We start from the raw sequence: 14,405 nt of genomic DNA on the forward strand, positions 1-14,405 counted from the left end.
GTTGTCAGGCTCCGTTGACGAGATCGCCGACCGCTTGGCGAAGCGCTGCGATCCCGCTGTTGAAATGACGTGTCGGATGGATCCGGTTGGTGAGCAAGGTCCAGGCTCTGCCTTTGTCGAAGTCGACCCACAGCCCGACACCGGTAAAGCCGGTATGCCCGATGGTTTCGGGGCTGCATAACCGGCCGCCGGACCAGCCTTCGTAGGGTCGCTCCCAGCCATGGGTGCGGGTTGCCGACAAGGGCGTGCGCATTAGCGCGATCGAACGCTGCGACGCGCCGGTCCCGTCCAGCAGCCCTTGCGCAAAGTCGAGGACCGAAGCCGCCGTTCCGAACAGGCCGGCGTGACCGGCACCTTGCAAGGCCGAGCAATTGTCGTCGTGGACTTCGCCGCAGAGCACGCGATGGCGCCATGTGCAGTCTTCGGTCGCCGCCGCTTGATCCGGTTCGGCGGAGCACGCGAAGCCCGAACGGGGATCTATGTCGCGAATGGTCTTGCCAGACAGGCGCTCCAGGACGAAGCCGAGCAGGATGAAGTTGATATCGGAATAGACCGGCTCGCCAGCCTGCCATTCGCGCTGCAGGATGAAGGCGCGCAGCAGCTCGGGGTCACGCCCATAGGTGTAGATTGGCGCGACGGCGGGAAATGGTGTCTGATGGCCGAGACACTGGCGAAACGTTACGTTCCGTTCCCAGGCTTTTTCGTCATATTGGCGAAGGTCGGGCAGGACGGAAATCAGCGGCGCGTCGAGGTCGATGACGCCTTCTTCCGCCAGTGCCAGGATACGCGACGTGGTGAAGATGACTTTGGTCAGGGATGCCAGGTCGAACCATGTCCCGACATGCATCGGCCGTATCTTGGGCACGACTTGGGCTGAGCCGATTGCCCGGACGATGCGTTCGCCGTCCCCGTCAACTATGCTGAGCACGCCGCCCGGAATGCGCGATGCGGCCACGGCCGCTTCGAGCGGGGCGAATGCGCGGGAGAAGAGATCATGGTCGATCAACTACGCCTCCGTTTGGAAGGCAGCGATGGGGCTGTCCCTCCGGCCTTTCGTATCCTTGGGCGACAATCATCACACTTCCACCCGTGCTCTATGATCCGGCCCGAATTGCTGCCAATTGGCCGGGCTCGGCTCAAACCCCAGCGGACGCACGAGCGAGGGGACCTGGCGCGTGTCCAGCTCGAAACGTTCATGCCGCCGGTCTATAGTAGGAACGGCCGCGATAAGCTGTTTGGTATAGGAGTGCTTCGGCTCCGAGAGCACCGATCTGGCATCGCCGATCTCGACAATCTGGCCGGCATAGATGACCGCGATGCGATGGGCGATCCGCTCGACGACAGCCATGTCATGCGAGATGAACAGATAGGCCAGCCCGAATTCACGCTGCAGCTCGATCAAAAGCTTCAACACCCTGGCCTGCACCGACACATCGAGCGCCGAAACCGCTTCGTCGAGGACGATAACCGAAGGATTGAGCATCAGCGCGCGAGCGATGCACAGGCGTTGCCGCTGGCCGCCGGAGAATTCGTGCGGATAGCGCTGCAGGCTGTTTTCCGGAAGGCCGACGCGTTTCAGCAGCGCGGCCATTTTCGCCCGCGTTTCAGCAGTTATCCGTCCGCCGGTAGCGATCACCGGCTCTGCGAGGAGGTTTTCGACGGTGAGTCTGGGATTGAGCGAGCCATAGGGATTCTGGAACACCATCTGCACGGGAAGGGCGCTCTGCCCGGCGGCGGCCTTGCGCGCGCTGGCCGAGATTGTGCCGCGCGTCGAGCGCACCAGCCCCAGAATCGCGCGGGCGGTGGTGGACTTTCCGGAACCGCTCTCGCCGACAACCGCCAATGTCTCGCCCGGCATTAGCTCGAAATCCACACCGTCCACGGCATGGACGGCACCGCTGGTACGGCTGAGAAAACCACCCTTGACCGGAAATCGCACCACGAGGCCATCGACCTTCAGCACCGGCTCGGCAGCTTTTTGCTTTTCGCGTTGCGCGTCCCTGCGTGTCGCACCGCCGCCGGCGAAATGCGGCACCGCATGCAGCAGATGCCGCGTATAGGGATGCTGCGGATCGTCCAATATCTGGTTCAATGCGCCCTGCTCGACAGCTTCTCCGCCTTGCATCACCATCACCTTGTCGGCGATGCCTGCAACCAGACCGATGTCGTGGGTGATGAAGATCATCGACATCCCGGTTTCCTGCTTCAACTCGGCGAGCAGCGCCATGATCTGCGCCTGCACCGTAACATCCAGCGCCGTCGTTGGCTCGTCGGCAATGAGCAGGCGCGGGTTGCACGCAATCGCCATGGCGATCATCACCCGCTGCAGCATGCCGCCCGACAGCTGGTTGGGCGTGTATTCCAACCGCCTCGCTGCGTCCGGAATACGGACGCGGTCGAGCGCGTCCTTGGCCGCCGCCGTTGCTTGTCGTCCGGTCAGGCCGCGATGCAGGCGAAATGATTCCTCGATCTGCCAGCCAATGGTCAGCACCGGATTGAGCGAGGTCATCGGCTCCTGGAAGATCATGCCGATTTCGCCGCCGCGGATCTTCGTCAATTGCGGCTCGGCTGCGGCTGTCAGGTCGAAGGTGCTGCCGTCGGCCCGCCTCAGCTTGATCGACCCGCCGGTGATGCGGCCGCCGCCGTAATCGACAAGGCGATTGATCGACAGCGCCGTAACCGATTTGCCCGAGCCGCTTTCGCCGACGATGGCCAGCGTTTCGCCGTCGGCGAGATCGAAGCTGACGCCGCGCACGACCTCATTGGCTTGCGGGCTGCGACCGAAGCCGACGCGCAATCCGCTGACGGACAGCAGCGGGATCATGCGATCGATCTCCGCATCTTCGGGTCGAGGACATCGCGCAACGCATCGCCGAGCAGGTTGAAACCGAGGATGCCGATCATGATCGCCACGCCCGGGAAGATCATCAGCCAGGGAGCTGTCTCCATCAGATTGCGGCTGTCGCTCAGCATCAGGCCGAGCGACGCGGCGGGCGGCTGCGTGCCGAGCCCGAGGAAGCTTAAGCCGGCTTCGGTCAGCAGTGCCCAGGCTAGCGCCAGCGTCACCTGAACCGTCAGTGGCGCCACCAAATTGAGCAGCAGATGCCGTGTTACGATATAGCCCGCACTGCTGCCGAACGTGCGGGCCGCGTCGACGAACTCGCGCGCCTTCAGCGACAGAGCCGGACCTCGCACGACGCGCGTGAAGATCGGTGTGTAGACGATGGCGATGGCAATGACGCTGGTCGAGGTTCCCGGTCCCGCAACCGCGACGATCAGCAGCGCCAGCAGGATCGCCGGGAACGCCAGCACAACGTCCATGATGCGCATCACTAGGCCGTCCCAGCGGCGCCCGAACCAGGCTGCCGCCAGCCCGAGCACGGTGCCGGCCAGTGTCGCGACGGCGACCGAAAAGAAGGCCACGATGAAGGACTGGCCGATCCCGGTCATCAGCCGACTTGCGACATCGCGGCCGAACAGGTCCGTGCCCATCCAGTAGGTGCCGTCAGGCGCATGCAGTCGCTCGACCCGGTGCTGCGTCAGCGGATTGTGCGGCGTCAGCCCCAGCATGCCAAGCACGGCAAGCAGCAGATAAAGCGCAACGATGGCACCGCCGATGCGGCCGCTGGGATGCGCAAATATAGCCCGCAATGTCGCCATCAGTGCTCGCTTAGCCGGATACGTGGGTCGAGCGCGACATAGGCGAGGTCGACGAGGAGATTGACGATCATGAAGTTGAAGGCGATGAACAGCACGCTTCCCTGCACCAGCGCGTAGTCGCGCTGCAGGATGGCATCCAGCACCATGCGGCCGAGACCGGGCAGCGCATAGATCTGCTCGACGATGACAGCTCCGCCCAGGAGGTAGCCGAACTCTATGCCGCTCAGCGTCACGACTGGGATGAGCGCGTTGGGCAAAGCATGCCGCCAGATGACGCCGCGCGCCGAAACGCCCTTGCTGCGCGCCGTCCTGACATAGTCGTCGCTGAGCACGTCGAGCATCGCCGAACGCGATATGCGGGTCACCGAAGCCGCGAAGGCAAATCCAAGCGTGACCGCAGGCAGCAACAGCTGGCCGAGATTGCGCAGCGGATCCTGCCACAGCGGCGAATACTCGCCCATCGCCGGCAAAACGCCAAACCCCGCCGACAGCGTGTAGATGATCAGCAGGGCAAGGACGAAGTTCGGCGTCGACTGCCCGATCATTGCGACAACGCGCACGCCGAGGTCGGACAGCCTTTCGTTACGGGTGGCGGCAAAGATCCCCGCCGGCATGCCGACAAGCAGGGCGATGACCATCGACAGCAGGGCGAGTTCCAACGTTAGCGGGAAACGCTCGAGGATGACGTCGAGCACCGGCCTGCCATAGGTGGACGAAATGCCGAGATTACCTTGAAAAAGACCAAGCAGCCAGCGCCAGTACTGGATGAACCAAGGCTGGTCGATGCCGAAATAAGCTGCAAGCGCATCGCGCTGCTGCGGCGTCAGCAGGCCGGCTTCGGTCCCCAGCATTGCCGTGATCGAATCGCCCGGAACCATCCGGATCGCCAGGAACACCACGATGGACACGCCAAGCAGGACGAGAGGGAAGGTCGCCAGTCGCCGCATCAGATAGTTCACGCGAAGAATTCCTCTCGTCCGGCATCAAAGCAGCTACTGGATCGTCACCTTGGCGAGGCTGAACAGCGAACCTGTCGGCACCGGTTCGAATCCTGCGATATTCTTCTGCTGTGCCGTGTAGCTGTAGGACGTGTAGAGCCAGATCCAGGGCGACATCTCAGTGATGTGCTTCTCGAAGTCGGCGAAGATCGCTTTGCGCGCTGCCGGGTCGGTCTCGGTGCGGCCCTTCTGCATAAGGCTGTCCAGCGTGTCGTCGATATAGTTCGCCACCTTCTGCAGATTGCCCGTCTTGGTCCAGTAGCGGTTGTACATAGTGTAGGGATCGGCCCTGCCGCCGTTCAGCGCGACGGCCATGTCGAAATCGCCCTTCAGCCAGGCGTCGACATAGACGTTGAGCTCCATCATCTTGATGTCGAGCTTGACGCCGATTTCTGCGAGTTGCGACTGGATGACCTGGGCTTCCGCCGCTGCCGTCGGCGGCTCGCCGGTGGCGCCGATCACGGTCGCCGAAAAGCCGTCGGCATAGCCGGCTTCGGCCATCAACTGCTTGGCCTTCTCAGTGTCGCGCTTATAGCAGAACAACTGCTTCGGATCGGTCGCCAGTGCCGGGATGGTCAGCGGGCCGGTGACCTTGCCTTCGCCGAGCGAGGCGGTGTCCAGCACTTCCTGCCGGTCGATGGCGCAGGAAATCGCCTGACGCACCTTGAGTTCGGTCATCGGCTTGCGGGAGGGATTGAGCTGCAGCACGTGATAGGCAAGCACCGGCACACGATTCAACTGCAGGCTGGCTTCCTTGGGCACCAGCGTGGCGACAAGCGGATCGTTGAGCAGGGCAAAATCGATCTGCTTGGTGCGCATCGCCGCCAGGATCGCCGTCTCGTCCGGCAGCACGCTGATTTCGATGCCGTCGACGCCGGTCGCGCCGCCTGCCCAGTCCTTGTTGGCGACAAGCACTTCCTTGGAATTCGGATCCCATTTTTCGAGCTTGAACGGACCCGAGCCGATCGTTGTCGTGCCGATCGAGCCGGCCGCAATTTCGCTTGCCGGGACGATCGCCGCATTGACGTCGCTCATCGCCGTCAGGATCGGCACGTCCGGCTGCGAGAGGTGGAACACGACGGTGGCGGGATCGGGCGTGTCGATGCTGGCGATCGAGAGAAAGTTGGCGCGCGCCGCAGCACCCGTCTTCTCGTCAAGTATGCGCTCGAACGATGCCTTGACGTCGGCCGAGGTCACGGCGGCGCCGTTCTGGAATTTTGCTTTCGGATTGAGCTTGAAGCTCAGTTCCTTGCCGTCCGGCGAGAACTGCCATGAGTCGGCAATCGCGGGCGTGATTTGCAGGTTTGCGTCGAGCCGCACCAGCGGTTCGTAGATCAGCTCCAGCAGCCGCAGTGAGGAGAATGCCGTCTGCTTGTGCGGATCAAGACCGGTGGCGTCCTGCGACCACGCCATATGCAGCGTCGCCGCACTCGCCTGCACCGGTAGCGCGGCGATGGCAACCATTGCCGCGAGCGTCATGCCGGAAAGCAGTTTCTTGCCAATGTGCCGTACCATTGTCGTCTCCCATTATTGTTAAACCAGATGCCTTGCAGTTCCCCGGACCGCTTCAAAGGGACACACGCCCCGGAACATCGGCCCAGTATCCATGCGGTCTTACCCCGTCTTTTCGCCTATCGCCTTGCGCAGGAAACCTCCCGCGTTGGCAAGCGCCTTACGTGCTTCTTCGACACCCATGCCGGTGATCGTCACCAGGATTGCCAGTTTTGCATCATTGCCGGTCTGGTCGAGTGCCTGTCGTGCCTGCTGTGCCGCGCAGCCGGTCGTCTGCATCACGATCCTGACCGCCCTTGCGACAAGCTTCTTGTTGCTTGGATTGAGGTCAACCATCAGGTTCTGATAGCTCTTGCCGATGCGGATCATGCTGGCGGTGGACAGCATATTGAGCACCAGCTTTTGCGCGGTTCCCGATTTCAGCCGGGTCGAGCCGGTGAGGACCTCCGGGCCAACTACCGGAGAGATGCCAATATCGGCAATGCCGGCAATGGTCGATCGAGGATTGCAGGACAACGCCACGGTGGTAGCTCCCACTTCCTTGGCATAGGTCAGGCCACCGATCACATAAGGTGTGCGTCCGCTGACAGCGATGCCGACCACCACGTCGCCAGCGGTCAGCTTGATGTCCTGCAGCGCCTTTATTCCCTGTTTCGGATCGTCCTCAGCGCCTTCCGCAGAGTGCACCAGCGCGTCGACGCCGCCGGCGATCAGGCCCACCACCATGTCCTCGGGTACGCCGAAGGTCGGCGGACATTCCGAGGCGTCGAGGACGCCGAGCCGGCCGCTGGTGCCAGCCCCCATATAGACAAGGCGTGCACCGTTCTGGAACGCGCTCACGATCCGGTCCACGGCCGCAGCAATATCGGGGATGACCTTCTCGACGGCCGCCGCAACGCCTTTGTCCTCGTCATTGATCTTGCGCAGCACCTCGAGGGTCGGCAACAGATCGATGTCCATGGTTTTCGGGTTCCGGTCCTCGGAAACCAGCCGCTCCAGCTCCGACATCAACCCTTGTTCGACCACTTCGCTTACTTTCAAGTGCGACTGCGAGCAGGACTGTGATGCCCGCGGCAAGCGGCGTCCAGTGCCTGCACCTGGCCGTCGGCTCCGTACCGGCTGCGCCGGTTCTGTTTCGTTAACTTTTTAGAATTCGATATTCCCTCTGTCAACAGAAAGTAGGAATATTATATTCCTTGCCGAGCAAGGCATCACTGGCGGCAGAGGGATTTTCTGGCCAGGATTATGGCTCCCGAAACCGCATCGCCGTCGGCCGGCTTCAGCCGTCGGCGGACGTCGGGAGCGAGCCATGGCTCAAGCGGGCTGGACAACCCTCCGAGCAACGTAACCCGCGGCGCGCCTTTTTCAAACAGCACCCGCACGAAGGTGTCGATCTGCTCGGCAGCGCCTTGCACGATCCGCCGACCGGCCGGATCGCCCTGTTCGGCATGGCGGATCACCATCGGCGCCATGGCGGCATAGTCCGTCGCGCTGGCGCGGTCCATCCAGGCCACCGCCTCGAACGGATCGTCCTTGAAGCGCTGCATCACCTCGGCCAGCAGCGCCGTCCGCTCATGCCGGCCGTCATGGGCTCGCAAGGCAAGCTGCACTGCCTTCAGTCCGAGATCGGCGCCGCTGCCCTCGTCGGAAATCGGAAAACCGTAGCCGCCGACGCGCAGGTCGCGCCCTTCGACAAAGCCGAGCCCGATCGAACCGGTCCCGGCTATGACGATGGCGCCGTCTTGACCCGAATGCGCGCCAAGGCAAGCCGCGACGCCGTCGCTGACGAAGTCGATGCTCGCAAAGGGTTGTTCGATGCCATGAAACGCCTCGAGCGCACCCTTACGGCCGATGCCGGCAACACCGATACCCGCGCGGATCCTGGCGATTTCCGCCGCCGCGAACCCTGCCTCTTCGATCGCCGCGCCAAAGGCTTTGGCAATCGAGGCCCAGGCCACCTCTATACCGAGTCGCGTTGTCGCCGGGCCCGACAGGCCTTGCCCGAGCACGGTTCCTGCCTCGTCTTCGATACGCGCCCGGCAGCCGGTTCCGCCGCCATCGACGCCCAGGAAATAATGCGGAGACGCCCGACCGGCACTCATTGCCTTATTCGTTCGATCTGGGCGCCGCACAGCCGGAGCTTGCGGTCCAACTGCTCGTACCCGCGGTCGAGATGATAGACGCGATTGATCGTCGTCTCGCCCTCCGACACCAGCGCTGCCAGCACCAGCGAGACGGAGGCGCGCAGGTCGGTCGCCATCACTTGCGCGCCCTTCAGCTTCTCGCCTCCGCGCACCAGCGCCATGGTGCCTTGCAGCTTGATATTGGCGCCGAGCCGCATCAGTTCAGGCACATGCATGAAGCGGTTCTCGAAGATCGTCTCGCGCAACAGCGAAGCGCCCTCGGCACAGCACATCAACGCCATGAACTGCGCCTGGAGATCGGTCGGAAAGCCCGGATAGGGCTCCGTCGTCACGTCGACCGCCTTGAGCGGCCCGTCTCCCGATACGATCAGCCCGCGGTCGCCCGGCCATATTTTCACACCGGCTGCTTCGAGCAGCTGGACGATGGATGCCATGTGCTCGAGCCGCGCGTGGGTCAGCTCGATCTGACCGCCGGTGATGGCCGCTGCGACGGCATAGGTGCCGGCCTCTATCCGGTCCGGGATGATGTCGTGCGTAGCGGCGCGCCAGTCTGTGCTGCCCCCGATCAGGATGCGGTGCGTGCCGGCGCCCTCGATCCGCGCGCCCATGTCGTTCAGGCAGGCGGCAAGATCGGCCACCTCCGGCTCGCGGGCCGCGTTGAGGATCTCGGTCTCGCCGTTTGCCGTCGTCGCCGCCATCATCGCCGTTTCGGTCGCGCCGACCGACGGCGAGCTCAAAACGATGCGCGCGCCTTTCAGTCCGCCCGGCGCAGACGCGACGATCAGTCCGTTTTCGATCGCGATATCGGCGCCAAGTGCGGCAAGTGCGGCGACATGCATGTCGACCGGCCGTGTGCCGATCGCACAGCCGCCAGGCAGCGAGACCCGGGCATGGCCGAAGCGGGCAAGCAGTGGGCCGAGAACCAGCACCGTCGCGCGCATGCGCCTGACTGTATCGTAGCTTGTCTCCCTGGAAGCGGCAGCACTGGTATCGATTGTGGCGGCATGCGCCGATCTGGTGACTTCGGCCCCATGAAGGCCGACGACGCCAAGCATGTTGTCGACATCCGTCACCTCAGGCAGGTTGGTCAGCTGCAGCGGATAGGGGCTGAGCAACGCCGCCGCTATTTGCGGCAAGGCCGCGTTCTTGGCGCCGGAGATCGTCACCGCGCCCTCAAGCCTGTGCCCGCCGACGATCCGCAATTTGTCCATGGCTCTGACCTAATCCCGAGCTGTCGGCGAGTCTACGATCTTTCATGTCCGAATCGTCGACATGCCCGAAGGCTGGGCCGCAACCGCACCAGTCGAGATTTGATGGTTCATTCTTGGCTGTCAATCAGAGACGGAATAATTTATTCCTTGGCTTGGCATTGTCGATGACAGGCAATGGAGGAACGCATGTCCGTCCTGAAGAAGATCGAGGCCAAGCTCGAAGTCATGGCGCCCGGCGACCGCGAGATCGGTCGGTATATCGTCGATAATCCCGACCAGATGCTCCGCCTGTCGACGGCGGCGCTTGCCGCCGAGATCGGCCGCAGCCAGTCGAGCGTCGTCAAGTTCAGCCAGAAGCTCGGCTATTCCAGCTATCAGGAGCTTAAGCTCGCCGTCAGTGAGGCAAAGTCGCAGGAATGGCACGTGCCGGCCGGCATGATCCACGGTTCGATCGAGGTCGACGACAGCTATCTGGTCATCTTGCGCAAGCTGATCGGCAGCAAGCTCTTGTCGATGCAACAGACCGTCGCGGCCAACACCGAGCAGGAAATCGGCAAGGCCCTCGAAGCGTTGAACGGTGCGCGCCGCATTCATTTGGCCGGCGTCGGCGCATCCTCGCTGGTGGCGCGCGATTTTTCCTACAAGCTGATGAAGCTCGGCCGCAACGTGCTGCACGACAGCGACAGCCATGTGCAAATGGCCAATGTCTCGACGCTTGGACGAGGTGACGTGCTGTTCGCGCTCTCCTATTCCGGGGCGAGCATCGAAACCCTGCGGATAGCTGAACTTGCCCGCAAACGTGGCACCACCGTTATCGCCGTCACCGGACTTCGCGACAATCCGCTGAACCGGGTTGCCGACATTCGCCTCCACACGATCGCCGATGAAGAGCGCGCGCGCTCGTCATCGATAACTGCGCGTGATGCACAACTGACGCTGACCGACCTGCTGTTCATCCTGCTCGTGCAGAAGCAGCCTGACGCCAACGAATACGTCCACAACAGCGAATTGGCCGTCTCAGTGCTGAAGGCTTAGCGCTCTTCGCCGTCTCGCGTTAAGGCCTCAGTTCCTCCCTGGCGCTGCACGCCGACAAGAGCAACTTTCGGCCTCCTTGGTGAAATAGCTTTCTTCAATGTGCTCACCCGCTTTCTTCGTCCGGCTGGCAGAGAGTCGCGGGAGCGCCGATTGGTCAAATGCCGCCGGTCGAAACAAATGTTGACAATGCCATCTGTTGTTGCGAAAGCGTTCAGCCTCGAATTTGACGGCCGAGACAATGGACGACCTTGGAGCACAGGAACAAGCGGTTCTCGACCTCATTGAGGCGAACCCATTCGCCGGCCAGCAGGACATAGCAACGGTACTCGGCATCGCCCGCTCGACGGTCGCGGCCCACATCGTGCAACTCGTCAACAAGGGATACATTCTCGGCCGTGGTTACGTCTTGCCGACGTCCAAGCGCATGGTCTGCGTCGGCGGCGCGGTGCTCGACCGCAAATACCACGCCAAGAAGGATCTGATTTTCGAGACGTCGAACCCGGTCGACGGCTATCGCAGCTTCGGCGGGGTTGCCCGCAACGTCGCCGAAAACCTTGCCCGCCTCGGCGTCGACATAAGCTTCGTCTCGATCGTCGGCGACGATGAAACCGGCCGCTCACTGGTGCGGCATCTGCGCGACCTCGGCGCCGATGTCAGCCAGGTCATCACCACCACGGAACGGCCGACGGCGGAATACGCGGCCATCCTCGACCGCAACAACGACCTCGTGCTCGGCATTGCCGACATGGAGATCTTCGATCTGTTTTCGTCGTCCTATCTTGACCGCTTCTGGCCGCATCTGGCTGCGGCGACATGGGTGTTCATCGACTGCAATCTGCCGGCCGCGACCCTCGCAGCACTGATGTCGCGCAAGCAGGGTGCGCGCTTCAAGCTCGCAGTCGACACGGTATCGGCGCCGAAATCAGCGCGCCTGCCGAAGGACCTGACCGGCATCGATCTTCTGTTCACCAATCATGACGAGGCCAATACGATGCTCGGCATGACGGATGCCGACAGGCGGCTGACGCCGGAGGAAGCAGCGGCAGCGCTGCGCGCGGCCGGCGCCGGCGAGGTGATCGTGACCGTGGGCGCGCATGGATTTGCCGTTGCGACCGAGAGCGGTGTGACGACCATGCACTCCGTCCCGGCCCAGCCCGTCGATATCACCGGCGCCGGTGACGCGATGATCGCCGGCACACTGTACAAGGTGCTTTCGGGTGAGCCGGTCGCTCATGCCGTGCGCACCGGCGCGCTGCTTGCCACACTGACCACCGAGAGCGAATCCAGCGTCCATCCCGATCTGTCGCCGCGCTTCCTTGCCGCCGGCATGTACCGCATTCCTGCCTGAAAGCGAGATGATATGAAACCTTTCCTTGTCCACCTGAACGATGAAGTCGCTGCTGCGCTTGATGAAGGCCGCGCGGTGGTGGCATTGGAATCGACGATTATCACCCACGGCATGCCATATCCGGCCAATCTGGAAACTGCCCGTGGTGTCGAGACCGTAGTGCGTGAAAACGGCGCCGTGCCCGCCACGATCGCAGTGGTCGCCGGCAAGATCAAGGTTGGCCTCGACGACCGTGAACTGGAAGAGCTGGCAGCGGCAAAGGGCGTGGTCAAGGCTTCCGGGCGCGATCTCGCCGCCATCATGGTGCGCGGCGGCTCGGCCGGAACCACCGTCTCGGCGACGATGCGGATCGCCGCTTTAGCCGGGATCGGCATTTTTGCGACCGGCGGCGTCGGCGGCGTGCATCGCGGCGCCGAAGCCACTTTCGATATCTCCGCCGACCTGACCGAACTCGGCCAAACCGGCACGACCGTCGTCTGCGCCGGAGTTAAGTCGATCCTCGATATTGCGAAGACGCTGGAATATCTGGAAACTCAGCGCGTGCCGGTGATCGCCTATGGGAGCGATGATTTTCCGGCTTTCTACACCCGCTCCAGCGGGCTCAAGGCCGATCATCGCCTCGACACGCCCGACGAGATCGCGCGAGCCATGCTGCTGCATGACGAGATGGAATCCGGCACCGGCATTCTCGTCGCCAACCCTATCCCCGAAGCGGACGCGCTCGATCCGGCGTTCATCGACGGCACGATCGCAGCGGCCGTGGCTGAGGCCGAGAAGCGCGGCATCGGGCGCAAGGAACTAACGCCGTTTCTGCTCGCACGCATCAATGAGCTTTCGCAAGGCCGCAGCCTGAAGGCCAACATCGCGCTGGTCCGCAACAACGCCGCGCTTGCTGCCCGCATTGCGGTGGCGCATGCGGAATTGAAGAGCGCGACCAGATAGAGACAGCATCCGGCCAGCGCTACCGGCCTTCGATTTCAGCCCGGCGCCAGGTCGAAGATGCGCCCGGCATTGAGGATGTTGTTCGGGTCGAAGGCTGCTTTCAGGCGGCGCATGGCCGCGATCTCGGCGTCGCTGCGCACAAGGTGCAGCCATTCCTTCTTGTCGAGGCCGATGCCATGTTCGGCCGAAACGCCACCGCCGGCGGTGGCAACACCGCGGTACACGATGCCGTATGCGGCCGCCGGATCCGCGGTGCGGACCTGATAATGCAGATTGCCATCGCCGAGATGGCCGAAGACGTAGATGTCGGCGCCAGGGTCGACGGCCCTGATGGCGGCTTCTGTTTCGCCCAGGAAAGTCGCCATTCTCGCCAGTGGGATGCTGATATCGACGCCGATCAGGCCTGCCATCGAAAACAGGAAACGGTTGGCCTCTTCTCGCACCGCCCAGAGCGCCCGGAATTCGCGCGGCGATTGCGAGACGACCACATCCTCGATCACGCCATCCTCAACCGCCTGCATCAGCACCGCGGCAAAACGTTCGCCGTCGCGGTCGGGCTCGCTGCCCTGTATCTCGGCAAGCACATAGACGGGCGAGCCGGCGGGTAGCGGCGCCGGCGCCTCCATGCCGGCGATCATGGCGCCGTAAAGCGGTGCGAAATTCACCTCATAGGCCGACAGCAAGGGCCCGAGCTTGCGCCTGAGCAGCGCAAGCAACGTGATCGCCGCGTCGAGCGAAGCAAGCGCGCAGAAGGCGTTGATCTCGGTGGCCGGCTTCGGATGCAGCCGCAGGCATGCGCGTGTGACCACGCCGAGCGTGCCTTCGCTGCCGATGAACAATTGGCTGAGGTCGTAGCCGGAGTTGTCCTTCGCCAAACCCTTGAGCGAGGTCAGAATACTGCCGTCGGCAAGCACCGCTTCCAGCCCAAGCACCTGCGCCCGGTACATGCCGTAGCGCAGCACACGGATGCCGCCGGCATTGGTGGCGACATTGCCACCGACGGTGGCCGTGCCGCGCGCTCCGATGTCGACGCCGAACAGCAAGCCGGCCGCATCGGCGGCTTCCTGCACCGCTTGCAGCGGCGCGCCGGCCTCGGCGATGATGGTCGCCGCCTCGCGGTCGAGAGCTTCAACGGAAGTCATGCGCTCCAGCGACAGCACAGCTTCGCCGGGTTGGATGCGAGCGCCGCCGGCAAGCCCGGTCCGGCCCCCCTGGACCACAAGCCTCTGCCCCGCCTCATTGCACAGGCGCAGTATGTCCGACACCTCGCCGGCAGTGCGCGGTCGCAGCACGACCTCCGGCCGCGCACCGGTCTTGCCGTCGGGGTCTTCCCTGTAACGCGGCCCGGCCTCATCTGCCGAGACGATCGCCGACCGATCGAGCCGACCCTCAAGTCGCGACAGAAGCTCGGCGGTTCGCGAGGAGAGGGCGCTCACGGATGCTATTGGCGCGCAGATATCGATGCAACGCACGCGAAGACCGGCGAGGATTGCAGGAGCGGCTTGACGCGAATTTCGCTGGAAAGAAAACATGCGGAAAACCCGCCAAAAATGCA

At 63.3% G+C, this 14,405-nt stretch carries 12 protein-coding genes; 3 read left to right on the forward strand and 9 right to left on the reverse strand.

Features of this window, described 5'->3' with window-relative positions:
* Positions 1 to 4 precede the first annotated feature (4 nt).
* The 8 genes from NKI58_RS17825 to murA form a co-directional block, all read right to left on the reverse strand.
* Positions 5 to 1,006: a serine hydrolase domain-containing protein gene (locus tag NKI58_RS17825; protein ID WP_352786804.1), complete on the reverse strand. Its 1,002-nt coding sequence runs from the start codon at positions 1,004 to 1,006 to the stop codon at positions 5 to 7.
* Between the two features lie 69 nt (positions 1,007 to 1,075).
* Positions 1,076 to 2,824 (reverse strand): ABC transporter ATP-binding protein, encoded by a 1,749-nt coding sequence (locus NKI58_RS17830; RefSeq protein ID WP_352786805.1) that lies wholly within the window; start codon positions 2,822 to 2,824, stop codon positions 1,076 to 1,078.
* Positions 2,821 to 3,660 carry an ABC transporter permease gene (locus NKI58_RS17835; RefSeq protein ID WP_352452396.1) on the reverse strand — a complete coding sequence of 280 codons (840 nt, stop codon included), beginning with the start codon at positions 3,658 to 3,660 and terminating at the stop codon, positions 2,821 to 2,823. Before NKI58_RS17835 ends, NKI58_RS17830 begins: the two co-directional genes overlap by 4 nt.
* Positions 3,660 to 4,619: an ABC transporter permease gene (locus NKI58_RS17840; protein ID WP_352786806.1), complete on the reverse strand. Its 960-nt coding sequence runs from the start codon at positions 4,617 to 4,619 to the stop codon at positions 3,660 to 3,662. Before NKI58_RS17840 ends, NKI58_RS17835 begins: the two co-directional genes overlap by 1 nt.
* A gap of 33 nt (positions 4,620 to 4,652) precedes the next feature.
* The gene (locus NKI58_RS17845; RefSeq protein WP_352786807.1) at positions 4,653 to 6,173 is read right to left on the reverse strand and encodes an ABC transporter substrate-binding protein; all 1,521 of its coding nucleotides are present in this window, start codon (positions 6,171 to 6,173) and stop codon (positions 4,653 to 4,655) included.
* Between the two features lie 99 nt (positions 6,174 to 6,272).
* Positions 6,273 to 7,196 (reverse strand): N-acetylmuramic acid 6-phosphate etherase, encoded by a 924-nt coding sequence (murQ, locus tag NKI58_RS17850; RefSeq protein ID WP_352786828.1) that lies wholly within the window; start codon positions 7,194 to 7,196, stop codon positions 6,273 to 6,275.
* 185 nt (positions 7,197 to 7,381) lie between these two features.
* Positions 7,382 to 8,272, reverse strand: coding sequence for a glucosamine kinase nucleotide-binding domain-containing protein (locus NKI58_RS17855; protein WP_352786808.1), 891 nt, complete (start codon positions 8,270 to 8,272; stop codon positions 7,382 to 7,384).
* Positions 8,269 to 9,525 (reverse strand): UDP-N-acetylglucosamine 1-carboxyvinyltransferase, encoded by a 1,257-nt coding sequence (murA, locus tag NKI58_RS17860; RefSeq protein WP_352786809.1) that lies wholly within the window; start codon positions 9,523 to 9,525, stop codon positions 8,269 to 8,271. Before murA ends, NKI58_RS17855 begins: the two co-directional genes overlap by 4 nt.
* A 186-nt stretch (positions 9,526 to 9,711) precedes the next feature.
* Here murA and NKI58_RS17865 point away from each other — a divergent pair, with 186 nt between their 5' ends.
* The 3 genes from NKI58_RS17865 to NKI58_RS17875 all read left to right on the forward strand — a co-directional run bounded on the left by NKI58_RS17865 (position 9,712) and on the right by NKI58_RS17875 (position 12,850).
* Positions 9,712 to 10,560, forward strand: a complete 849-nt coding sequence (locus NKI58_RS17865; protein WP_352575542.1) for a MurR/RpiR family transcriptional regulator — start codon at positions 9,712 to 9,714, stop codon at positions 10,558 to 10,560.
* 238 nt (positions 10,561 to 10,798) lie between these two features.
* Positions 10,799 to 11,908, forward strand: a complete 1,110-nt coding sequence (locus NKI58_RS17870; RefSeq protein ID WP_352853572.1) for a carbohydrate kinase — start codon at positions 10,799 to 10,801, stop codon at positions 11,906 to 11,908.
* 12 nt (positions 11,909 to 11,920) lie between these two features.
* Positions 11,921 to 12,850, forward strand: a complete 930-nt coding sequence (locus tag NKI58_RS17875; RefSeq protein WP_023676041.1) for a pseudouridine-5'-phosphate glycosidase — start codon at positions 11,921 to 11,923, stop codon at positions 12,848 to 12,850.
* Positions 12,851 to 12,885: 35 nt separating this feature from the next.
* On the opposite strand, the gene NKI58_RS17880 is transcribed toward NKI58_RS17875, so the two are convergent.
* Positions 12,886 to 14,286 (reverse strand): FAD-binding oxidoreductase, encoded by a 1,401-nt coding sequence (locus NKI58_RS17880; protein WP_352786810.1) that lies wholly within the window; start codon positions 14,284 to 14,286, stop codon positions 12,886 to 12,888.
* Positions 14,287 to 14,405: the final 119 nt, after the last annotated feature.

It is taken from the genome of Mesorhizobium sp. M0522, from assembly GCF_040321085.1.
In the GTDB taxonomy this organism is placed as follows: domain Bacteria; phylum Pseudomonadota; class Alphaproteobacteria; order Rhizobiales; family Rhizobiaceae; genus Mesorhizobium.